The 22125-nt window shown below is 71.1% G+C and carries 20 protein-coding genes and 1 pseudogene; 9 read left to right on the forward strand and 12 right to left on the reverse strand.

Features of this window, described 5'->3' with window-relative positions:
- Nucleotides 1-10 precede the first annotated feature (10 nt).
- Complete coding sequence (locus Cco03nite_RS19685) at nucleotides 11-790, reverse strand: electron transfer flavoprotein subunit beta/FixA family protein (protein ID WP_203693640.1); 780 nt, start codon at nucleotides 788-790, stop codon at nucleotides 11-13.
- A gap of 313 nt (nucleotides 791-1103) precedes the next feature.
- Here Cco03nite_RS19685 and Cco03nite_RS19690 point away from each other — a divergent pair, with 313 nt between their 5' ends.
- Entirely contained in the window at nucleotides 1104-1280 is a 177-nt protein-coding gene (locus Cco03nite_RS19690) for a hypothetical protein (RefSeq protein WP_203693607.1), read from the forward strand.
- 132 nt (nucleotides 1281-1412) lie between these two features.
- Here the strand turns inward: Cco03nite_RS19690 and Cco03nite_RS19695 are convergent, their stop codons facing one another.
- Nucleotides 1413-2219 carry a GNAT family N-acetyltransferase gene (locus Cco03nite_RS19695; RefSeq protein ID WP_203693608.1) on the reverse strand — a complete coding sequence of 269 codons (807 nt, stop codon included), beginning with the start codon at nucleotides 2217-2219 and terminating at the stop codon, nucleotides 1413-1415.
- 30 nt (nucleotides 2220-2249) lie between these two features.
- Between Cco03nite_RS19695 and Cco03nite_RS19700 the strand changes: the two genes are divergently transcribed.
- The 3 genes from Cco03nite_RS19700 to Cco03nite_RS19710 are packed head-to-tail and all read left to right on the forward strand — an operon-like array spanning nucleotide 2250 to nucleotide 3351.
- Complete coding sequence (locus tag Cco03nite_RS19700; protein ID WP_373314277.1) at nucleotides 2250-2627, forward strand: YidH family protein; 378 nt, start codon at nucleotides 2250-2252, stop codon at nucleotides 2625-2627.
- Nucleotides 2624-2932 carry a DUF202 domain-containing protein gene (locus Cco03nite_RS19705; protein WP_203693610.1) on the forward strand — a complete coding sequence of 103 codons (309 nt, stop codon included), beginning with the start codon at nucleotides 2624-2626 and terminating at the stop codon, nucleotides 2930-2932. The genes Cco03nite_RS19700 and Cco03nite_RS19705 overlap by 4 nt, the downstream gene beginning before the upstream one ends.
- Before the next feature lie 17 nt (nucleotides 2933-2949).
- A complete protein-coding gene (locus tag Cco03nite_RS19710; RefSeq protein ID WP_203693611.1) occupies nucleotides 2950-3351 on the forward strand; it encodes a PLD nuclease N-terminal domain-containing protein in 402 nt (133 codons plus the stop codon).
- On the opposite strand, the gene Cco03nite_RS19715 is transcribed toward Cco03nite_RS19710, so the two are convergent.
- From Cco03nite_RS19715 to Cco03nite_RS19730, 4 genes are all read right to left on the reverse strand, one after another.
- Nucleotides 3348-4736, reverse strand: coding sequence for a GH1 family beta-glucosidase (locus Cco03nite_RS19715; RefSeq protein ID WP_203693612.1), 1389 nt, complete (start codon nucleotides 4734-4736; stop codon nucleotides 3348-3350). The genes Cco03nite_RS19710 and Cco03nite_RS19715 overlap by 4 nt on opposite strands.
- Nucleotides 4733-6040 carry a D-arabinono-1,4-lactone oxidase gene (locus Cco03nite_RS19720; RefSeq protein WP_203693613.1) on the reverse strand — a complete coding sequence of 436 codons (1308 nt, stop codon included), beginning with the start codon at nucleotides 6038-6040 and terminating at the stop codon, nucleotides 4733-4735. The genes Cco03nite_RS19715 and Cco03nite_RS19720 overlap by 4 nt, the downstream gene beginning before the upstream one ends.
- Complete coding sequence (locus Cco03nite_RS19725) at nucleotides 6037-7203, reverse strand: alanine racemase (protein ID WP_239167495.1); 1167 nt, start codon at nucleotides 7201-7203, stop codon at nucleotides 6037-6039. Before Cco03nite_RS19725 ends, Cco03nite_RS19720 begins: the two co-directional genes overlap by 4 nt.
- Nucleotides 7204-7277: 74 nt before the next feature.
- Entirely contained in the window at nucleotides 7278-8567 is a 1290-nt protein-coding gene (locus tag Cco03nite_RS19730; protein ID WP_203693615.1) for an MFS transporter, read from the reverse strand.
- Between the two features lie 154 nt (nucleotides 8568-8721).
- Between Cco03nite_RS19730 and Cco03nite_RS19735 the strand changes: the two genes are divergently transcribed.
- The gene (locus tag Cco03nite_RS19735) at nucleotides 8722-10782 is read left to right on the forward strand and encodes a hypothetical protein (protein WP_203693616.1); all 2061 of its coding nucleotides are present in this window, start codon (nucleotides 8722-8724) and stop codon (nucleotides 10780-10782) included.
- A 120-nt stretch (nucleotides 10783-10902) separates the two neighbouring features.
- Here the strand turns inward: Cco03nite_RS19735 and Cco03nite_RS19740 are convergent, their stop codons facing one another.
- Nucleotides 10903-13044: a CLIPPER-2 domain-containing protein gene (locus tag Cco03nite_RS19740; protein ID WP_203693617.1), complete on the reverse strand. Its 2142-nt coding sequence runs from the start codon at nucleotides 13042-13044 to the stop codon at nucleotides 10903-10905.
- Nucleotides 13045-13453: 409 nt separating this feature from the next.
- On the opposite strand from Cco03nite_RS19740, the pseudogene Cco03nite_RS19745 reads away from it, so the two are divergent.
- A pseudogene (locus Cco03nite_RS19745) lies at nucleotides 13454-14197 on the forward strand (carbohydrate-binding protein); the annotation flags it as partial.
- A gap of 93 nt (nucleotides 14198-14290) precedes the next feature.
- Here the strand turns inward: Cco03nite_RS19745 and Cco03nite_RS19750 are convergent.
- Both Cco03nite_RS19750 and Cco03nite_RS19755 read right to left on the reverse strand, forming a co-directional pair.
- A complete protein-coding gene (locus Cco03nite_RS19750; protein ID WP_203693618.1) occupies nucleotides 14291-15922 on the reverse strand; it encodes an acetolactate synthase in 1632 nt (543 codons plus the stop codon).
- 158 nt (nucleotides 15923-16080) lie between these two features.
- Entirely contained in the window at nucleotides 16081-16854 is a 774-nt protein-coding gene (locus Cco03nite_RS19755; protein WP_203693619.1) for an enoyl-CoA hydratase-related protein, read from the reverse strand.
- Nucleotides 16855-16934: 80 nt separating this feature from the next.
- Here Cco03nite_RS19755 and Cco03nite_RS19760 point away from each other — a divergent pair, with 80 nt between their 5' ends.
- On the forward strand, nucleotides 16935-17411 hold the full coding sequence (locus Cco03nite_RS19760; RefSeq protein WP_203693620.1) for a DUF6232 family protein: 477 nt from the start codon (nucleotides 16935-16937) through the stop codon (nucleotides 17409-17411).
- Nucleotides 17412-17415: 4 nt separating this feature from the next.
- On the opposite strand, the gene Cco03nite_RS19765 is transcribed toward Cco03nite_RS19760, so the two are convergent.
- Together Cco03nite_RS19765 and Cco03nite_RS19770 are read right to left on the reverse strand one after the other, a co-directional pair.
- Complete coding sequence (locus tag Cco03nite_RS19765; RefSeq protein ID WP_203693621.1) at nucleotides 17416-17793, reverse strand: YccF domain-containing protein; 378 nt, start codon at nucleotides 17791-17793, stop codon at nucleotides 17416-17418.
- A 56-nt stretch (nucleotides 17794-17849) separates the two neighbouring features.
- Entirely contained in the window at nucleotides 17850-18794 is a 945-nt protein-coding gene (locus Cco03nite_RS19770; RefSeq protein WP_373314278.1) for an ABC transporter ATP-binding protein, read from the reverse strand.
- A gap of 42 nt (nucleotides 18795-18836) precedes the next feature.
- On the opposite strand from Cco03nite_RS19770, the gene Cco03nite_RS19775 reads away from it, so the two are divergent.
- Complete coding sequence (locus Cco03nite_RS19775) at nucleotides 18837-19844, forward strand: ATP-binding cassette domain-containing protein (protein WP_203693623.1); 1008 nt, start codon at nucleotides 18837-18839, stop codon at nucleotides 19842-19844.
- Nucleotides 19845-19911: 67 nt separating this feature from the next.
- Complete coding sequence (locus tag Cco03nite_RS19780) at nucleotides 19912-20886, forward strand: DUF2705 family protein (RefSeq protein ID WP_203693624.1); 975 nt, start codon at nucleotides 19912-19914, stop codon at nucleotides 20884-20886.
- On the opposite strand, the gene Cco03nite_RS19785 is transcribed toward Cco03nite_RS19780, so the two are convergent.
- A complete protein-coding gene (locus Cco03nite_RS19785) occupies nucleotides 20887-22077 on the reverse strand; it encodes an ROK family transcriptional regulator (protein WP_203693625.1) in 1191 nt (396 codons plus the stop codon).
- Nucleotides 22078-22125 lie beyond the last annotated feature (48 nt).

The raw sequence follows: 22125 nt of genomic DNA on the forward strand, positions 1-22125 counted from the left end.
GTCGGGCCTCTCAGACGAACTTCTCGGAGGACAGGAAATCGACCAGCGCGACGCCGCCGTCACCGGAGTCGGCGACCTTCTGGCCGGCGCTGCGCGCCGGGCGCTTGCTGTGCGACAGCACGGTGGTGGCGGCGCCCGCCCAGCCCACCTGGTCGGCGGCGACACCGAGGTCGGCCAGTGACTTGGTCGCCACCGGCTTCTTCTTGGCGGCCATGATGCCCTTGAAGGACGGGTAGCGCGGCTCGTTGATGGTGTCCCACACGCTCACGATCGCGGGGGTGGCGGCCGTGACGACCTCGTACCCCTCCTCGGTCTGGCGCTCGACGGTCAGCTGCGAGCCCTCGACGGTGAGCTTGCGCGCGCCGGTCAGCGCCGCGTAGCCCAGCCGCTCGGCCAGCATGTGCGGCATGACCTGGCCGCGGGCGTCGGTCGACTCCGCGCCGGAGATGACCAGGTCGGGGGCCAGCTCGCTGATCGCGGCGGCGAGCACCTTGCTGGTGCCCAGCGCGTCGGTGCCGGCGAGGGCGTCGTCGAGGACGTGCACGGCCGCGTCGGGGCCCATGGACAGCGCCTTGCGGATCGACTCGGTGGCCCGGTCCGGCCCCATGGTCAGCACGGTCACCTCACCGCCGTGCGCCTCCTGCAGCCGCAGCGCCTCCTCGATGGCGTACTCGTCCATCTCGTTGATGACGTTGTTGGCCGAGGCACGGTCGACGGTGTTGTCGTCCGCGCGCAGGTTGCGCTCGGCGCCGGAGTCCGGCACCTGCTTGACAAGTACGACGATCTTCATCGCGCTCTGACGACCCTCCTGAGTTGAACGGACGTTCATGCCCTCGCCGCGAGCCTGTCTCCTGACACGTCACGGGTCAAGCTAGACCGGCTGTGGACGTTGCCACTTTTGCCGGCCCGGCGCGAGTGGGGAGTCCTCGGCGGTCCGCCGTTTCAGGCGGATCGCCAGGACGAGCCATTCGCGAAGCAGGTTACTGACGAGTAATTTATGACCCCTGCTCCTCTACCCGCCAGGACGGCCGCCAATAGTGACAGAGGTCACCCCGCCATGATGCCCATCCCGTAGAGTCACGCCTAGCAGGAGGTGTCATGACATGACCACGCAAACCGCACCCCTGCCGGGCCGCCCCACCACGGATCCGGGCCTGCCGCCCGAGGCGGAGCACCACCGGCAGCCTGAGCCCGACGAGCACCTGTGCACCTGTGGCCGCCTACGCGACGACTGCGTCCGCGACACGATCCGCCACCTCTGGCACCCCGCCCACACCTGACCACCACGCCCTGCGGGCCCGACTCCGTCGCGGGCCCGTTTTGCCATAGACGTTGGCCTATCACATCGACTCCGATCGCCGGAAAGTCGATGTGATAGGCCAACGTCAATGAAAGGCGCGCGGCGGTCGCCGCTATCCGACGGACGGCCGCCAGATGTACGGCGTGGTCGTCGTCACCGCGACCATGCCCAGCCGCTCCAGGATCGGCCGGCTGTCCGCCGACGCGTCCACCTGCAAGTACTTGAACCCGCGCTCAACTGCCCGGATCGCCCGGTGCGCGACCATCGCCTTGTAGATGCCCCGCCCCCGCCACTGCTCCAGCGTCGACCCGCCCCACAACCCGGCGAACTCGGTGCCCTTCTCGTACCGGATCCACCCGGCGCAGACCACCTCGCCACCCGCCTCGGCGACCACGACTGTCAGCACCCGCGGGTCGGCGGCCAGCTCCTTCTCCAGCCCGAGGACCAGGTGGCTGCGGTCCTCCTTCCAGACCGCCTCCTCCATCGCCCCGATCCGCTCCAGGTCACGCCGCGAGGTCACCTCGCGCAGCGTCACCCCCTCCGGCAGGACCGGTGTACGGGCCAGCGGCTCGGCCAGCCCGATGATCACCGTCTCCAGCTCGTCGGGCTGGAACCCGGCCACCACCAGCCGCTCCGGCAGGTCGGCGGGCAGGTCGTGCCCGCGCAGCTTCCACTCGACCTCCTCGCCGCGGGCGGCGAAATGGTCGCGCTGGCGCGCGATGAGCGCGTCGAGTTCGGGGCCGTTCAGCTGGGAGACGTCGCGATAGGTGACGAAGCCGCCGCGGTCGAGGCCGCTCATCCGGACCACCGGGCCGTCCCATTCGACGACCATGCCGGCGGGCAGGGGGTCGGGGATCTCGGTGCGCAGCTGCTCGTCGTACGCCCGCAGCAGGGCGTCGGTGTCAAGTTCAGAAGTCATCGCCTTGATACTAGGAAGGTGCTGGCTAGGGTGCGCAACTGGTTTGATCCGCGCGAAGTTCACGAAACAGGGCAGACTCCCGACTACCGCTTCTCGCTGGCCAACGAGCGCACCTTCCTCGCCTGGATCCGCACCGGCCTGGCCATGATCGGCGGCGGGCTGGTGGTGGCCCAGTTCCTGCCGCCGATGGCCGTGCCGCACATGACGAAGGTCCTCGGCGTGGCGCTGATCCTGCTCGGCGTGGGCTGCGCGCTGCGCGCCGTCGACCACTGGATCCGCTGCGAGATCGCGATGCGCAACAACCGCCCGCTGCCGCCGTCGCGGTTCCCCGCGGTGCTCGCGATCGTGGTCGCGCTCGGGTCACTGGCGCTGCTGGTCGAAGTCTTCATCGACTTCTACCGCCGGTGAGCACCCCGGCCGACCACGGCGCGTCGCCGGAGCGCACCCGGCTGGCCTGGCGGCGCACCGTGCTCTCGGGCACCGTGTGCGCGCTGCTGCTGTTCCGGCTGGCCTTCGAGCGCGGGCTCGACGACGCCGGCGCGCTGGGGCTGGCGCTGGGGCTGCTGTGCTGGCTGGCGTTGCTGCTGGTGGCGCAGCGGCGGATCCGGGCGATGGTCCGGCCGGAGCCGGTCGGGCTGGCGCGGGCGGTCGCGGCGGTCACGCTCTGCTGTGTACTGCTGGGTCTGTTGGGGGTACTGCTCATCCTCTGGTGAGGTCTACGCTCTACGCCGTGGGACGCCTGTGGATGTTCATCTTCCTCGCCGAGATCGTGCTGACGGTAGCCGCGCTGATCAGCTGCCTGTCCGCTGAGGAGCACCGCCTGAACGCGCTGCCGCGCTGGGGCTGGGTGCTCATCATCCTGCTGTTCTCCCCGATCGGGGCGATCGCCTGGTTCGTGGTCGGCAAGGAGCGCACACCGAACCCGAAGGTGTGGCGGCAGGGCAGCGGCTTCCCGGAGTACCAGCGGCCCGGCCGGGCCCTGGCCCCCGACGACGACCCGGAGTTCCTGCGCAAGCTCGCCAAGGAGCAGCGCGAGACCGCGGCCGCCGACCGTGAGCTGCTCAGCAAGTGGGAGATGGACCTGCGCCGCCGCGAAGAGGAGCTGCGGCAGCAGGACCGCAAGGACGACTAGCCGCGTTCGCGCAGCCTGCGCGCGAGCCAGTGGAAGGACTCCTTGGGCGTACGCCGCTGCGTCGGGTAGTCGACGTGCACCAGCCCGAAGCGCTGGCTGTAGCCGGCTGCCCACTCGAAGTTGTCGAGCAGGCTCCACACGAAGTAGCCGCGCAGGTCGAGCCCGTCCGCCCGCTTGCGCAGCGCCACCGCGAGGTGCTCGCGCAGGTAGTCGACGCGTCGCGGGTCGGGCACCGAGCCGTCCGGGGCGACCTCGTCGGGGAAGCTGGCCCCGCCCTCGGTGATGTACACCGGGGGCAGCCGGTCACCGTAGCGGTCGCGCAGTTCGTCGAGGGTGTCGCCGAGCCCGGCGGAGCTGACCGGCCAGCCGAAGCCCGTCCGCGGCACGCCCTCGATCTCGGCGAACGCGAACGGCAGCTCGCCGACCCGGGCGAAGTCGCCCTCGGGCGTGTGGTCGGTGGCCGCGTCCGGGTCGGCCATGCCGACCCGGGACGGGTAGTAGTAGTTGACGCCGTAGAAGTCCAGCGGTGAGCTGATCACCGCGAGGTCCTCGGCGGGCGCCGCGCCGAACGCGCCGAACAGCTCCGCGAACGGCTCCGGGGCCTGCGGGTAGCGGCCGAGCAGCACCGGGTCCTCGAAGACCCGGTTGGCGATCAGGTCGTACAGGGCGGCGGCGAGCTGGTCCTCGGGGCGGTCCGAGGCGGGCACCACGGGCGTGTGCACGTTGGTGATGCCGATCTGCCCGGCGACGTTCGCGGCACGCAGCGCCTGGACCGCGAGGCCGTGGCCGAGCAGCTGGTGGTGCGCCGCGGGCAGGGCGTCGAACAGCAGCGCGTGGCCCGGGGCGTGCGCGCCGGTGGCGTAGCCGGCCAGGGTCACCGAGTGCGGCTCGTTGACGGTGATCCACTTGCCGACCCGGTCGCCGAGGCGCGCGCCCACGATGGCGGCGTACTCGCCGAAACGCTCGGCGGTGTCGCGGGACAGCCAGCCGCCCGCGTCCTCCAGGGCCTGCGGGGTGTCCCAGTGGAACAGGGTGGCCACCGGCTCGATGCCGCGGGCCAGCATCACGTCCACGAGCCGGTCGTAGAACGCCAGACCCTCCGGGTTGGCCGGTCCGGTGCCGCCGGGCTGGATGCGCGGCCACGCGACGGAGAAGCGGTACGCGTCGGCGCCGAGGTCGCGTACCAGATCAAGGTCTTGCTCGTAACGGTGGTAGTGGTCGCACGCGACCGCCCCGGTGTCGCCGTCGAGCACCCGGCCTGGCTGGGCGCAGAAGGTGTCCCATACCGACACCCCGCGCCCGCCCTCGCCCACCGCACCCTCGATCTGGTACGCCGCCGTAGCCACACCGAGCTGGAAGTCCCTGGGGATCGACGGATCGATCATGCCCCGAGCACCCGGTCCAGGTAGTCGTTGGCGAAGACGCGCTCGGGGTCGAGCTTGTCGCGCACGGCGAGGAAGTCGCCGAAGCGGGGGTACGTCGGCGCGAGCGTGCTCGCGTCCTGGTAGTGCATCTTGCCCCAGTGCGGCCGCCCGCCGTGCGCCCGGAAGATCTGCTCGGCGAGGCGGAAGTAGGTGTGCGGGTCCTCCTTGAAGAACCGGTGGATCGCGATGTACCCGGTCTCGCGGCCGTGCGCGGTGGACAGCCAGATGTCGTCCGGCGCGGCGACCCGCACCTCGACCGGGAACGAGATGCGCCAGCCGTTCTGATTGATCAGGCGGTCCAGCGCGCGCAGCACGTCCGGCACCTCCTCGCGCGGCAGGGCGTACTCCATCTCCCGGAAGCGCACCTCGCGCTTGGTGGTGAAGACCGACGTGGACACGTCGGTGAACTCCCGGTTGTTGGTCAGCCGCTGCGCCAGCCGGTTGATCGGCGGGGTCAGCGCGGGCGCGACCTTGCCCAGGTGGCAGACCCAGTTGAAGACGGTGTTGGACATCAGGTCGTCGTCCAGCCAGCGCTGGAAGCCGCCGAGCGGCTTGCGCGGGGCGTCCATCGGCAGCCGGGTGTTGGTCTTGGTCAGCGCGGTCTGCGTGTGCGGGAACCAGTAGAACTCGAAGTGGTCCGCGCTCGTCCCCCGCTGCTCCCACTGGGCCAGCACCTCGGCCAGCGGCTCCGGCTTCTCGATCGCCTGCAGCTGGAACGCGGGCACGCACTGCACGGTGATGTCCAGCAGCACCCCGAGCGCGCCCAGCCCGAGGCGGGCCGCGTCGAGCAGCTCGGCGTTGCTGTTCTCGGAGATCTCCAGGACGCGCCCGTCGGCGGTGGCCAGGGTGACCGCGACGATCTGCGTGGCCAGGCCGCCGAACGCGTGCCCGGTGCCGTGCGTGCCGGTCGAGGTCGCGCCGGCGATGGTCTGCGCGTCGATGTCGCCCATGTTCTGCAGCGCCAGGCCGTACGGCTTCAGCAGCTCCGGCAGCCGGTACAGGTGCGTGCCCGCGGCGAGCTTCACCCGGTGGCGCTGCTCGTCCACGGCCAGCACACCCTGCAGGTTGCGCAGGTCGAGCTGCACACCCGGGGCGACGGCGATGCCGGTGAAGCTGTGGCCCGCGCCGATCGGCTTGACCCGCAGCCCGTCGGCGCGCGCGGCGGCGATCGCCCGCACGACCTCGTCGGGGCTGCCGGGGTACGCCACCCGCGCCGGGGTCACGCTCTCGATCCGGCTCCAGTTACGCCACACGGTGCTGCTCATAGGAAGGCCTTTCCTTCGCCACGGTACGTGGGCAGGGCCCCGGCCACCGTGTCTCCGTCGATCAGGTGAAGCTCGTTGACATGCTCGGACAGCTCGCCCGCCTTGGTGTGCCGCAGCCACACCCGGTCGCCCAGGCGCAGCCGGGTCGCGGGCTCGCCCACCACCGGGGTCTGCACCTCCCCGGCCATCTCGCGAGGCACCATCTTCAGCCCCGCCGGCCACACGACCTGCGGGAGCCGGTCCAGGCCGGGTGGCCCGGAGGCGATCCAGCCGCCGCCGAGCAGGGTGACCCGGTCCGGGGCGGGGCGGCGTACCACCGGCAGCGCGAACGCGGCCGCAGGAGCCGGGGTGAAGTGGGCGTAGTTGTCGAACAGGTGCGGGCCGAACAGCCCCGACCCGGCGGCGACCTCGGTCACCGAGCCGTCCGCGCCGGTGGCCTCCAGGCTGCCGGTGCCGCCGCCGTTGACGAACTCCAGCGGGGCCAGCCCGGACACCGCCGCGACGGCCGCCGCGCGGCGTTCCAGCAGCTCGGCCATGGAGGAGCGCTGCAACGCGCGCACCATCGCGCCGCGCAGCGGGCTGCCCTTGGGGGCGTTGCCCAGCCCCGCGATCTGGGCTTCGTACCCCATCATGCCGACCAGCCGGAAGCCGCGCCGGGCGACGACGGCCTCGGCCAGCGCGCGGGCCTGCTCGGCCCGGTGCACCGGCGAGCGCCACACCCCGACGTGCCCGAGCAGCCGCGACTTGAAGGAGGAGTCCAGCTCGATGGCGACCCGGATGTCCGGCCGCTTGCCCGGCGCGACGACGGCGTCCACCAGGTCCAGGTGGTCCACCGAATCGATCATGATGGTGACCCGGCTCGCCGGCTCAGGCGAAGCGGCCAGCGCCGCGATCGCCGACCGGTCCGCGGTCGGGTAGCCGACCACCACGTCGTCGATCGTCTCGGCCAGCCACAGCGCCTCGGCCAGCGTGTACGCCAGCACGCCGTGGTAACCCGGCAGCGCCAGCACCGCGTCGAGCACACCACGGCAGCGCACCGACTTGCTGGCGACGCGGATCGGCACGCCGTTCGCGCGGCGGGCCAGGTCGTGCGCGTTGTACGACAGCGCGGCCAGGTTCACCGCGCCGAACACCGGATCCAGCGCCGCGGTCGCCGCGTTCATGGCCGACCAGTACGCGTCGGCGTCCTCCCACGGCCGGGCCGAAGACGGGGCCGACACCTGCAGCGCCAGAGTCATCAGCGCACTCCCTTCACCGGCAGCACGGCGAGCGCGCCGAGCACCGAGATCACCCCGGACGCCAGGTACAGCGTCCCGAAACCGCCCCACTGCGCCACCACGAACGCGCCGAGCAGCGGGGCCACCGCCTGCGGCACCGCGGTGGCGATGTTCATGATGCCGAGGTCCTTGCCGCGCGCCGCCGGGTCCGGCAGCACCTGGGTGGCCAGCGCCTGGTCCACCGACAGGAAGCAGCCGTAGCCCAGGCCCAGCAGGCCCGCCCCGACGGTGGCCACGGTCAGGTTCGGGAAGAACGCCAGCAGCACCGCCGCGACGCCCTGCAGACCCGACGAGACGAGAACGAAGACCTTGCGCCGCCCGAAACGGTCCGACAGCCGGCCCAGGAACAGCGCGGCCAGCACCACGAACAGCATGTAGATCAGCGTCAGGACGAGCAGCTCGTCCTCGGCCTTCGCCACCTTCACGTGGTACATCAGGAAGTAGAGCAGCAGGGTCGTGCCCAGCGCGTTGCCGACGTTGACCAGGATGCGGCTGAGCAGCGTCCAGCCGAAGTCGGGGTAGCGCCGCGGGCTGATCCAGAACCCGGCGGCCAGCTCACGGAAGCTGAACGGCGGCCGGGCCGCGCGCGGCAGCACCTGGTCGGGCGCGCCGAGCACGAACGGCAGCACCAGCAGCACCAGCAGCCCGGCCATCAGCGAGTAGCCGATGAACTGGCTCAGTGCCAGCGCCGTGACCAGCACGATGCCGAGGATGGTGCCGATCGCCTGCGGGGCGGAGATCCACCCGGAGATGTAGCCGCGCTGGCCCACCGGGACCTGGTCGGAGATGGTGGCGGTGAGCGCCGCGGTCAGCACGCAGAAGCCGACCAGGGTCAGCGTCCACCAGACGCCGATGCCGACGATGCCGTTCTGCAGCCCGAGCACCACCAGCGAGGCCGCGAACAGCAGCGCGCCGAAGGCGATCCAGGGGCGGCGGCGGCCGAAGCGCGACACCGTGCGGTCGGACAGGGCGCCCGTCAGCGGGTACGCGATCAGCGCGAACGCGCCCGCGATGCCCGACACCACGCCGAAGGCCACCACGTTGTCGACCCAGTCCGTGGACTTGAGCTGCGCCTCGACCTGAATCGGCAGCAGCAGCTGCACCGGGGTCAGCTGGGCCATCCAGATGCCCAGCCAGGCCAGCGCGAACAGGCTGATCCAGCGACCGGTGACCGGCCGTTCCGGCTCGGCGAACGGAGCAGGCGGGGGCGTTGCGGGGTCAGCCGTGGTAAGCGTGGCCGGCTCGGTCATGGGGGGTCCTCGAGGCCAAGTGTGATTCCCGTCGCGGCGGAGTTTAGAGAACTTTTCATGTTTGCACCAGGCACCCCACCCGGACAGATGAACAGCAGCGCGTCGCGGCGCGGGGTCTGGCCAGAACGTGAAACCTTCTCTAGGCTCCGCCGCCATGAAGGCATACACACGTCTGCTCGGCATCGTCGCCGTGGCGGCGATCGCCATACTCGGTCCGGGCACCGCGGCCTCCGCGCACGAGGAGCGGGCCACCCGCGAGCTGGACGGCACCGGCAGCGTGCCCACCTATCGCACCACCGGGCCCACGCTGCTGGTCTGCAAGACCGACCCGGCCGACTTCGCCACCCGCATCGCCGGCTACCCGGCCGAGCTGAAGACCGCGAACGAGCAGCTGTGGACGCAGTGCCAGCAGGAGGGGTACCGGCACATCCAGCAGGCCGTGGACGCCGCCCACCTGCCCGGCACGAACATCAAGATCCTGCCCGGGGTGTACCTGGAGGAGCCGAGCACCGCCCCGGCCAGCCCCGAGTGCGCCGCCATGGAGAACGGCGCGGTGCGCGGCCGCATCTACGGCTACCCGGTCCTCACCTGGGACCAGCAGCTCGCCTGCCCGCACCTGGCCAACCTCGTCGCCATCCTCGGCAAGAAGAACCTCCAGCTCGAAGGCACCGGCGCGAAGCCGGAGGACGTGCTCGTCGACGCGCAGTACAAGAAGCTCAACGCGATCCGGGCCGACAACGCCGACGGCGTGTACTTCCGCAACATGTCCGCGCAGCGGGCGCAGTTCAACGCCTTCTACATCATGGAGACCGACGGCTTCGTCGTCGACCGGACCATGGGCCGCTGGAACGACGAGTACGCCTTCCTCACCTTCGCCGTCGACCACGGCCTCTACACCGACTGCGAGGGCTACGGCAACGGCGACTCCGCCTTCTACCCGGGCGCCGCCTCGAACATCAACAAGGACCGGGGCCACGACGTGCCCCGCTACGCCGTCGAGATCCAGCGCTGCTACGGCCACCACAACACGCTGGGCTACTCCGGCACCGCCGGCGACTCGGTCTGGGTGCACGACAGCGTGTTCACCGAGAACACCGCGGGCATCGCCACCGACAGCGCCTTCCCCGACCACCCGGGCATGCCGCAGAACCACTCGAAGTTCGAGAACAACGTCATCGCGAACAACAACACCGACTACTACCGGCACATCGTCGACGGCACCTGCAAGAAGCCCTTCGCCGAGCGCGGTTACGAGCAGGGCGTGGTGTGCCCGGCGGTCGGCCTGCCGGTCGGCGCGGGCGTGGTCAACCCGGGCGGCAACTACAACATCTGGCGCGGCAACCACATCTACGGGAACAAGTACTCGGGCTTCGTGACCAGCTTCGTGCCGGGCTTCGTACGCAACGACACCGAGTTCGCGCAGCAGTTCGACACCTCGCACCACAACCGCTACCTCGACAACGTCATGGGGGTCAGCGAGCAGGGCGAGGCCAAGCCGAACGGGCTGAACTTCTGGTGGGACGGGCAGGGTGTCGGCAGCTGCTGGACGGACATGTCCGCCACGAACATCCGTACCGTGCCCGGCTGCGGCGACGACGACCTGCCTGCCATCGGCTCGCACCGCTACCTCGGCGAGCCCGCCGGGACGCTCAAGATGTACGCCTGCGCCGGCTACGACGGCGGACGGCAGCACCTGCCGTCGGACTGCGACTGGTACGGCGAGTACGCCGCCTCCGGGCTGGAGCGCATCGAGGTGAAGTGGGCGTTCGGCGGCGCGGTCGTGCTCGGCCTGCTGGCGATCGGCCTCTACTACCGCCGCCTGCGCTCCTCGAAGCGGGCGCTGGCCGGGCTGCTGCTCGCGGTCGGCGGCCTGACCGTCGGTGTCTTCGGCACCGTCGAGATGGGCAGCGTCCTGCACCCGATCGGCCTCGCCCTGTACGGCGCCGGCTTCGCCCTGCTCGGCCTGGCCCTGCGCCGTACCCACGCCCGCAAGCTGGGCACGACCACGCTGATCGTGGCCGCCTTCGCACTGCTCGGCGCGATCGACCACGGGCTGATCATGATCCCGTGGCTGCCGGTCTCCCCTGCCCTGCTGCGGGTGCTGACCGAGTTCGTCTGGATCCCGTGGGCCCTCGGCGCGGTCATCGTCGCCGGGCGCACCCCCGCAGCGGCATCCGCCATCCCGGCGGCCGAGCCGGCGCCCGTCACGGCCTGACGGCCGCCGCAACGAATCCAGGTGAGTGGTGGCCGCGGAAACGGCCACCACTCACCTGGATCTTCTGCTCGCCGCCGGCTCACCCGTCCCGACGCCGTCGGGTGGGTCGTGCCGTCGGGACTACTTCTTCACGGCGAGCGCAATCGTGTTCGTGTTGTTGGCGAGCACGGGGTCGGGCGTCGAACTCTTCACCGTCGCCGTGTTCTCGATCTTGCAGTCGTCCTTGAACTTCAACCGGATCTCGAACGCGACCGTCGCGCCGGCCGGCAGGCTCGCCGCGGTGCAGGTCACCGTGTGGGTCTCCTTCGCGTAGGCGCACTGCGGGGAGACGTACTCGACCTCGACGTCCTTCGACTTCAGCGGCAGCTTGTCCAGCACCACGATGTTCTGCGCATCCGACGGGCCGCCCTCGCCGCAGTTCGGTTGCGGCGTCGCCACCGTGCTGGTCTCGCAGCCCTTGTCGTTGTGCACGGTCAGGACAAAGGTCGCCGTCCGCTTGTCCTTCGAGGTCACCTCGCCGGTCTTGTCGATCCACAGCTCGGCCGAGGTCGTCACCGGCGTCGTCTTCGTGGCGGTGTCGTTGCCCGGAGTCGGATCGGGCGTGGCCGACGAGATCTTCACCGTGTTCGTCAGCGTGGTGCCCGTGGCGACCGACGGTGCCACCAGCACCGTCAGGTAGACCTTCTTGGTCTGGCCCGCCTGGAGCACACCCAGCGCACAGACCACCTGGTTCGGCTGCACGAGGGTGCACACCGTGGTGTCGTTGCCGTCGACACCGCTCACGTAGGCGGTGCCCGCCGGCAGGGTGTCGGTCAGGACGGTCACCTGCGCGTCCGAAGGCCCGGCGTTCGCGGCGGTCAGGGTGTAGGTCAGCTTGTTGCCCGCCAGAACCGACGCCGGGGAGTCCGTCTTGGTCACGGACAGATCAGCCGACGCGCTGACGACGGTCGGGACGCTTTCACGGACGTCGTTGTTGTCCCGGTCGGCGGTCGCGCTGGACACCACCGCTTCGTTGAACAGGCGAGTGCCCGGCACCACGTCCGGCGCCACCAGCCCGACGACGGTGATCGTCGCGGTCGCGCCGTTGGGCAGGTTGCCCAGGCCGCACACCAGGTCCCGGGCGATCGGCTGGCCGTTGGTGCAGGTCCCCGACGGCGAGGTCACCGAAACGAAGCTGACCCCGGCGGGCAGCGTGTCGCGCACGGTCACGTCGTTCGCGGTGGACGGACCGCCGTTCGTCACCTTGATCTCGTATTTCAGCTGCGTGCCTGCCACGACCGTGGCCGGACCGCTCTTGTCCAGGGTCAGATCGGCCGATCCGACGAAGTCGAGCCGCCCGGTCGCCTTGTTGTTGGAGGTGTCCGGGTCCTTGGTCGTGCTCTGCACCGTGGCCACGTCGTTGATCTGGGTGACGTCATCGGCCGACGCGGTGACCCGGACGACCTTCCGGCCGCCGGCTGGGATCGTGCTCAGGTCGCATTCGATCACGAGCCTGGTGACCGGACCCGAGCTCGTCGGCTGGCAGGTGTCCGGCGCGAGCAGGCGTACGCCCACCAGCTGGAACGGTGCGGCCGAGGTGAGTACGTCGGTCAACTCCACCCCCACCGCATCGGACGGCCCGAGGTTGTCGACGTAGATGTCACAGAACCCCTGGGTGCCCGCCGGGGCAGGTACGTCGGGCTTGCACACCTTGGTGACGGCGAGATCAGCTGCCCGCTTGACCACGGTGATCGTGGTCGCGGTGTTGTTTCCCGGAAGCGGATCCCGCAGGTCGGTCGCCGTCACGGTGGCCTCGTTGGTGAGCGACCTGGGCTGGAAGTCGGCCGGCAGGCCGACCTGGATCACCACCGGGACGGTCTGCGCCGGCAGCAGGTCACCCACCGAGCAGGTGAGCACGTTCGTCCCGGTGCACGGCGGGGTCGAGGACAGCAGCTGCACACCGGCAGGCAGTGTGTCGGTCACCGTCACGCCGGTCGCCGTCGCCAGACCCGCGTTGGTGACGAAGATCGTGTAGGTCAGCTCCTGCCCGGCGTACACGGGGTCGGGAGTGTCCTCCTTGGTGATGCGCAGGTCGGTCACCACCAGTGCCGAGTTCTGGGCAGTGCCGGCAGCCCGGCCGGGCGCGGTCCCGGCGGAGGAGGCCGCTTCGAGCCGGCCCGACCCTCCGGGAGTCGCCGATGCCGAACCCGGCGTGGCGCCGATCGCCAGTGCGCCGGTCATGGCCAGCACCGCACTGGTGGAAAGTAGGTGTCTACGTGACACGGTGTCCCCTGTCTGGTTGAAACGGGTCAAAACCCGATTCATCAACGCGCAAGACGTACGCAAAGTGACTAGTTAGCTACGCTAAGCGACTATTCCGTGACGACAGCCCGGTGACCACCGGATCGCCTCATGCCAGAGAGCGCTCTCTAGTTCAAGCCTCAACGCATACCCCATGGTCAGATTTGTTAACAAGGTGATCGGTAACATCACCTGAATCCTGGCCATTGACAGGTGCGGAGGCGACCGTCTACAAAGCGCGAGAGCGCTCTCTCGCGACTGCCGCCCGGCGGCCGCGGACATCATTCCTCGATGGAGGTTCCCGTGACCCCCGCTCGACCGGCGCCCGCCCACGCGCCGAATCCCGCTCAGCGCCGCCGCCACGCGGCCCTCGCCGGCCTCGCCGCCGCCACCACGATCAAACTGCCAGGGCAACTTCCACACGTACGCGATCGAGTGGGACACGAGTGTGAGCCCGCAGGTGCTGCGCTGGTACGTCGACGGCGTGCAGTTCTTCACCGTGACGCAGAACCAGGTCGGCTCGTACTGGTCGAACATGACCAGCCACGAGGGCTACTTCATCCTGCTCAACGTCGCGATGGGCGGCGCGTTCCCGAACGGCGTGGCCGGATACTCCACGCCGACGAGCGGCACCAGGTCCGGGGTGCCGATGCTGGTGGACTACGTCGCCGTGTACACCAAGGGCGGCGGCTCCACCCCGACGGCGGGCCCGAGCTCGCCGGCACCGACGTCGGGCAGCGGGACCCGGAGCGCGTACAGCACGATCCAGGCGGAGTCGTACAACGCCCAATCCGGGATCGTGCCCGGCAGTGACCAGATCGGCTACATCGCGGGCGGCGACTGGGCCCGCTACGACAACGTCGACTTCGGCGGCACGTCGCCGAAGGACTTCCTCGCCCGGGTGTCCTCCGGGGCCGCGAGCGGGGTCAGCGGCACGGTGGAGGTCCGGATCGACAGCCTCGCCGGCGCCCCGATCGGCAGCTTCTCGCTGGCCAACACGGGCGGGTGGAGCAGCTTCCGGGAGGTGCCCGGCAACGTCAGCGCCGTGACCGGCAAGCACACCGTGTTCCTGACCTTCGCCAGCGGCCAGCCCGCCGACTTCGTCAACGTCGACTGGCTCGTCTTCCGCAAGTGACGCACCACGCGTGGCCTGCGCGCCAGCCGGGTGGGTGTTAAGAAGGGCACCTTCTACATCGCGGAGCGATGTGAAGGTGCCCTTCCTTCTGCTCTAGGCGAGGTTGGCGGAGCGGGGGTAGGCGTCGTCGGGGTCGGTGATGACGTTGACGAGGTAGGGGACGCCGGCGGAGAAGGCGCGGTCGAGGGCGGCGGGCAGGTCGGCGGCCTTGGCGACGGTTTCGCCGCCGCCGCCGAGGGCCTTGACGACCTCGTCGTAGCGCAGGCCGGGCTGCAGGTCGGCGGCGACGTCGTAGCCGTACATGGCGCGCATGGGGTGCTTCTCCAGGCCCCAGATGCCGTTGTTGCCGACGACCATGACGACGGAGAGCTGCTGGCGCACCAGTGACTCGACGTCCATCAGGGAGAAGCCGGCCGCGCCGTCGCCCATCAGGACGCAGATCTGGCGGTCGGGGTAGGTGACGCGGGCGCCCATGGCGTAGCCCATGCCGGTGCCGAGGCAGCCGTACGGGCCGGGGTCGAGCCAACTGCCGGGGACCGAGGGCTCCAGGTAGCGCCCGGCGTACGAGACGAAGTCGCCGCCGTCGCCGATGGTGACCGCGTCCGCGGCCAGCACCTTGCGCAGTTCTCCGTACACCCGGGCCGGTTTGATCAGGTCGGTGTCGGCCTGCATCTCCAGCTCGTGCTTGGCGGCCTGGGCCTGCTCGGCGGCCCGCAGCGTGGCCACCCAGTCCCCGTGGTCCACCCGTTCCCCCGCGTACTCCGCGAGGCCGGTGAGGACGGCGCGCAGGTCGCCGGCGGGCGACACGGCGACGGAGACGTGCTGGGCGCGCTGGCTCGGCGCGTCGACGACGTGCACGACCTGCGCCGCGCCGAAGTCGCCGAAGCCGAGCCGGAAGTCCAGCGGGGTGCCCACGACCACGACCACGTCGGCCCCGTCCAGGGCCTTGCGGCGGGACTTGGCGAAGGCCAGCGGGTGGCTCGGGGGCAGCGAGCCGCGGCCCATGCCGTTGGCGAAGACGGGCACGGTCAGCGCCTCGGCGGCGGCCCGCAGCGCCTCGGTCGCGTCCCCGCCGTACACGTCGGATCCGGCGATGATCACGGGCCGCTGTGCGGCGGCGATGAGGCGGGCGGCCTGCTCGACCAGGTCCGGGTCCGGCTCCAGCACGTCGATCCGCGGCGCGACCGCCTTGCCGTCGCCGGTGCTGAAGACGACTTCGAGCGGCAGGTCCAGGAACGACGGCCCGCGGTGCGGGGTGAGCGCGTGCTCCAGCGCGGTGGTCACGGCCGCGGTGATGTCGTCGGTGGACGTGACGGTGGCGGCGTGTTTGGTGACCGGCGCGACGATCGGCAGGTGGTCGATCTCCTGCAGCGAGCCGGAACCCCAGCGGAACTGCGGGGCGCGACCGCCGAGCACCAGCACCGGCGCGGCGTTGAAGAAGGCGCTGGTCAGACCGGAGACGCCGTTGGTGACACCGGGACCGGCGGTGAGCACCGCGACGCCCGGCCGGCGCTGCAGCTTGGCGACCGCCTCGGCGGCGAAGACGGCGGTCTGCTCGTGCCGTACGTCGTACAACGGGAAGCCCGCCTGGTGCGCCGCGTCGTACACCGGGAAGACGTGCCCCCCGGACAGGGTGAACATCTCGCGTACGCCCGCGGCCTGCAGCGCGGCGAGCGCCAGCTGCCCGCCGTGGCCCGAAATAGCGATGTCAGAGGTCTCAGCCATGACCGTGTCCCTTCGTGTGCCGGGAGCCTATCCAGCACGCGAGAAAATATGAAGAGGACTCACAAACTCTCGCGTATGCGTGTCCGGCGCGCCGCACGTGGACCCGGCGGCGCGCCGATGCAGGCCGACACCGGGTAGGGAGCCCGGTCGCGGCGGTGTCAGCGGCCGATGAACTTCGGCTGGCGGCGCTCCACGAACGCGGTCATGCCCTCGCGCCGGTCCTCGGTGGCGAACAGCGCCGCGAACAGCTGGGACTCCCAGGCCAGACCGGCCGCGAGGTCGCGGTCCAGGCCGCCGTCGATGGCCAGCTTGGCCGCCTTCAGCGCCTGTGCGGGGCCGTTCACGTAACCGGCGACGAGCGCCTTGGCCTGGTCGTACACCATGTCGGCGGCGCACACCCGGTCGGCGAGCCCGATCTCCAGCGCCTCCTCGGCGTCGACCATACGGCCGGAGAAGATGATGTCCTTGGCCTTGGCCGGGCCGACCAGGCGCGCCAGCCGCTGGGTGCCGCCCGCGCCGGGGATGATGCCCAGCTTGATCTCGGGCTGGCCGAGCTTGGCGTCGTCGGCCACGACCCGCCAGTCGCAGGCCAGCGCCAGCTCGCAGCCGCCACCGAGGGCGTACCCGGTGATCGCCGCGACGACCGGCTTCGGGATGCGGGCGACGGCGTCGAAGGCGCTGCTCAGCGCACCGGCGCGCGCCGACATGTCCACGTACGACATGTCCGCCATCTCCTTGATGTCGGCGCCGGCCGCGAAGACCTTCGGCCCGCCGTAGACGACCACGGCGGCGATGCGGCTGTCGGTCGTCACGGCCTGAGCGGCGGCCCGCAGCTCCTCCTGGACCTGGACGTTCAGCGCGTTCATCGGCGGGCGTTCCAGCCGGATGGTGCCGATGCCTGCGTCGACTTCCACGTTCACGAACTCGCCCACCGCTGCCTCCTCATCGAGTGCCGATAGGACGAGCTTAGGCGGTTTGCGAGCATCGCCTACCGTGAGGGCCGGAGGCTGCGATGGTCGTCTATTACCGCGATCCCGCGGTGGAAATCACCTCCACCGCGATCCACATCCACGACCGCGTCTTCCGGCTCGAGGATCTGGAGTACGTCTGGCACCGCGAGATCACCGCTGATCCGCGGGCCATGCGCCGGCTGGCCGGGCGCGGCGCGCTGAACGCCGGCGTCGTGGTCGGCGCGGTGCTGGCCCTGCTCGGGCTCATCTACCTGGTCGCCGCCACGGTCGGCGAGCCCGGGGCGGCGGGGCGGGTGCTGGTGCCGCTGGCGATCGTCGTGCTGCTGGTCGGCCTCGCCGGCCCCGCGCTGGAGTGGACGCTGCACCGCCTCGACCACAGCTACGACCAGGGCATCGCCATGCACGAGATCTGGGCGGTATGGCGTGGCCGCGAGCTGCTCCTGCTGCGCGTGGCCGACGAGTCGCGCTTCGGCCGCATCTACCGCTCCATCCAGCGCGCCCTGGAACAGCACCGCTAGGCGCTCAGGGACGTTCGACGATCTCCCGGCCGAGCGGCCACAGGGCGGCCGGGACCAGCTTGAAGTTGGCGATGCCGAACGGGATGCCGATCAGCGTGATGCACAGCGCGATGCCGGTGACGATGTGCGTCAGCGCCAGCCACCAGCCCGCCACGATCAGCCAGACGACGTTCGCCAGCGTGGACGCCAGCCCGGCGCTGGGCTTCTCCACGATGGTGTACCCGAACGGCCACAGCGCGTACCGGGCGATCCGGAACGAGGCCACCCCGAACGGGATGGTCACGATCAGTACGAAGCAGATGATGCCGGCCAGCCCGTACGCGATGGCCAGCAGGAAGCCGCTGCCGAAGATGAACCACAGGATGTTCAGGAGCGTGCGCATACCTACGATCGTGACCGGTCCGGGCAAGCCCGGTGCCGATTCCGCCTACGCGCCGGTCAGCGGGCGCGGGCGGTGAACCGGCCCTCGACCGAGGTGACCTCCAGCGGCAGGCCGAAGGTCGCCGACAGGTTGTCCGAGGTGATCGTCTCCGGGATCGGCCCGGCCGCGACGATGCCGCCCTCGCGCAGCAGCAGCGCGTGGGTGAAGCTCGGCGGGATCTCCTCCACGTGATGCGTCACCAGCACCAGCGCCGGGGCGTCCGGGTCGGCGGCCAGCTCGGACAGCCGGGCTACCAGGTCCTCGCGGCCGCCCAGGTCCAGCCCGGCCGCGGGCTCGTCGAGCAGCAGCAACTCCGGGTCGGTCATCAGGGCACGGGCGATCTGGGTGCGCTTGCGCTCGCCCTCGGACAGCGTGCCGTACTGGCGCTGCGCCAGCCCGGCCATGCCCCACTCGTCGAGCAGCGCGCCGGCGCGGGCCTCGTCCATCGGGTCGTACGACTCCCGGAAGCGGCCCACCACCGACCAGGACGCGGTGACCACCACGTCGCGGACCAGCTCGCCCGGCGGCACCCGCTCGGCCAGCGCCGCCGTGGACAGGCCGATCCGGGTGCGCAGCTCGTGCATGTCGACGCGGCCGATGCGCTCGCCGAGCACGTACACCGTGCCCTTGGTCGGGTGCGCGCGGCCGGCGGCCAGGTGCAGCAGCGTGGTCTTGCCCGCGCCGTTCGGGCCGAGCACCACCCAGCGCTCGTCGAGCTCCACTCGCCACGAGATGTCCCGCAGCAGGTGCTTGCCCTCGCGGACGACGTCGACGCCTTCGGCGGCGATCACGAGATCGGGGTCGTCCGGGGCGACCGCCCGGTTCACCTCGTGGACGGTCTGAGCGACGCGGTGCAGTCCTGACACAGCCGATATCCAATCACGGCCGCGCCCGCCGGGGTGCAGACCTGCCAGCCAGATCACAGTCCGGCCGACACCGGGACCCCACGAGCGCCGCCGGATCACATACGGTGAGGCGGCACACAGACCGATTGGGGAGGCGCTGTGACCGCCGTGATCGAGATCAGCGGGCTGTGCAAGACGTTCCACAGCCTGTGGCGCGAGGAGAAGACCGCGCTCGACGGCTTCGACATGTACGTCGAGAAGGGCCAGGTGCACGGCTTCCTCGGGCCCAACGGCTCGGGCAAGACCACCACGCTGCGTACGCTGCTCGGCCTGCTGCGGCCCGACGAAGGCGTGATGCGCATCCTCGACACGCCCAGCGCCGACTTCGGCAGCGTGGCGCACCGGGTCGGCGCGATCGTGGAGAGCCCGGCGTTCTTCACCCCGTTCACCGGCCGCAAGACGCTCCAGCTGCTGGCCACCGCGGGCGGGCTGCCCCGCGGGCGGGTCGACGAGGTGCTGACCACGGTCGGGCTGCGCGACCGCGCCGACGAGCCGGTCAAGGTGTACTCGCTGGGCATGCGCCAGCGGCTCGCCGTCGCCTCCGCCCTGCTCAAGCGGCCCGAGCTGCTCATCCTCGACGAGCCCGCGAACGGGCTGGACCCGTCCGGCATCCACGCCATGCGCACCCTGATGAGCGAGCTGGCCGAGCAGGGCGTGACCGTGCTGCTCTCCAGCCACCTGCTGTCCGAGATCGAGCAGGTCTGCGATTCGGTGACCATCATCGACCGGGGTCGCCGGGTCGCCCACGGGCCCGTGTCCGTGGTGCTGGCCGGGCACGACACCGGCGAGCACCTGGTCCGGGTCGCCGACCCCGAGCAGGCCGCGCAGGTGCTGCGGACCGCGGGCGCGACGGTGCGCTCCGCCGACGGCGTGCTGTTCGTCGGCGGCGTCAGCGGCCCGGCCGCGATCAGCGAGACGCTCGGCCGGGCCGGCCTCTGGGTGACCGAGCTGACGCCGCTCACCCCCGACCTGGAGAGCGTCTTCCTGGATCTCACCGGCACCCGGCCCGCCGCCGACGCGCCCCCGCAGATCGCGGTGCCGACCCGCCGCCGCCCACCCGCCGACAACTTGATCAACCTCGACGTGAGAAGCGAGGAGAGGGCATGAGCGAGCGCAGCGAGCGAATCAGCAGGCTCAGGCAACATGCCGTCGACGAGCGAAGCGAGGAGAGGGCATGAATCTGGTACGTGCCGAGGTGAGCCGGCTGCTGTCGCGGCGGTTCACCCACATCATGGTGCTCGGCCTGCTCGCCGTCTTCGGTGTCACCGCGGCGACCACGCTGGCCAACTCCACGCGACCCGACGCCGGGGTCTGGGCCGCCGCCCAGAAGACCGCCGAGGAGCGGCGCGAGAGCCTCGTCCGGTTCAAGCTGAACTGCCAGGAGAAGTTCCTCGTCGACAAGGAGGCCGCGGAGGCGGCGTTCCCCGGCGGCTGCGACGCCGCGGGCAACCCGGCCGACGTCGAGTCCTCGCGCTACCTCGAGGACGCCTTCGTGTTCGAGCAGGAGATCGGAGGCCTCACCGTCTTCCTGGCGATCTATCTCAGCTTCTTCGCCTTCGTGATCGCCGCGTCGTTCATCGGGGCCGAGATGAGCAGCGGCGGGATCACCAACCTGCTGCTGTGGCGGCCGCAGCGCTCCGCGATCCTCGGGGCCAAGCTCACCGCGCTGACCGGCTGCGTCGCGGTGTTCTCCGCCCTGTTCACGGCGCTCTACATCGGCACGTTCTATCTGATCGCCTACACCTCGGGCTGGACCGGCCAACCCGGTGTGGCCTTCTGGGCCGACCTCGCCGCGCTGGGCGGGCGTGCCGTCGCGCTCTCGACCGCCGCCGCCGCGAGCGCGTTCGCGCTGGCCACGCTGGCCCGCCACACGGCGGCCGCGCTGGGTATCGCGGTCGGCTACTTCCTGATCTGGGAGGCGGGCGCGCGCATCGTCTTCGAGATCGGCGGCATGCTGCCGTACGACCCGTACTTCCTGTCCAGCTATCTGTCCGCGTTCGTCTCCGGCGACCTGACCTACTGGCACGGCCTCGACGGCACGGGCGACCTGGTGATCACCCGGCTCAGCGGCGGCATGGTGGTGGCGGGCCTCACCGCCGTCCTGATCACCGCCGCGTTCGCCAACTTCCGCCGCCGAGACCTGGCCTGATCAGTCGACGGTGGAGCCGAAGACCTCGTCGCGGACCGCGTCGAGGGCGGTGAGCAGCGCACCCTGCAGCACGGGCTCGTCGGCGACGCCGGTCACCACGACCCGCGGGGCCACCGGGCTGATCGCGGCGACCTCGTGCTGCACGCGCTCGGCCAGCGGGGTGCCGCCCGCCGCGCCGACCTCGCCGGCCAGCACCACCAGCGGCGGGTCGAGCACGATGCAGGAGGCCGCCACGCCCAGCGCGAGCCGCCGGGCGACCTCGTCGAGCACCGGGCCGCCCTTGGTGCCCGCCGCGATCGCGGCCTTGACCGCCTCGGCCGCGGTGCCGGACCGGAAGCCGTGCTCGCGGGCCACCTGGCGGACCGCGTCCGCCCCGGCGACCTGCTGGAACGCGCCCTTGCCGCGCCGGCTGACCTCGCGCGGGATGTCCGCGCCGGGCACCGGCAGGTAGCCGATCTCACCGGCCGCGCCGGCGGTGCCGCGGTGCAGCCGGCCGCCGAGCATGACGGCCAGGCCGACGCCCTGGCCGATCCAGACGAGCAGGAAGTCGCCGACCTCGCGGGCCGCGCCGGCGTGCGACTCGGCGACGGCGGCGAGGTTCACGTCGTTCTCGAACACGATGGTGGTGTGCAGGTCGTCGCGCAGGGCCGCGGCGAGGCCGCGCTGCCAGCGGGGCAGGTTGAAGGCGAAGACGATGTCACCGGTGTTCGGGTCGACCAGGCCCGGGGTGCCCAGCACGATGCGGCGCACGTCGCCGAGGGAGGCGCCCGCCTGCTCGGCCGCCTGCACGACGGCGTTGTGCACCAGCCGCACCGGGTCTTCGCCGCCGCCGTTGGCGTCGGGCTTGGTGGAGACCTCGACCCGGCCCACCACCGCGCCGGTGATGTCGGCACAGGCGGCCACCACGTGCTCGTCGCCCACCTCGACGCCCACCACGTACGCGCTGTTCGGCGCGACGTTGTAGAGCTGCGCGTTGGGGCCGCGGCCACCCGCCTGCTCGCCGACCCGGCGCACCAGGCCGCGCTCCTCCAGCCGCTCGACCAGCTGGGAGGCGGTGACCTTGGACAGGCCGGTCAGCTCGCCGAGCTGGGATCGGGTCAGCGGGCCTCGCGCCAGCAGCAGCTCGAGGGCGGCCCGGTCGTTGAGCGCGCGGAGCAGCCGGGGGGTGCCGGGCTGGGAAACTGCGGCCATGGTGCGTCATCCTAGAGTTCGGCTGTGCGGCAGCGCCGGATGTCGGCG

Origin of the sequence: Catellatospora coxensis, assembly GCF_016862635.1 — a bacterium.
GTDB lineage: Bacteria > Actinomycetota > Actinomycetes > Mycobacteriales > Micromonosporaceae > Catellatospora > Catellatospora coxensis.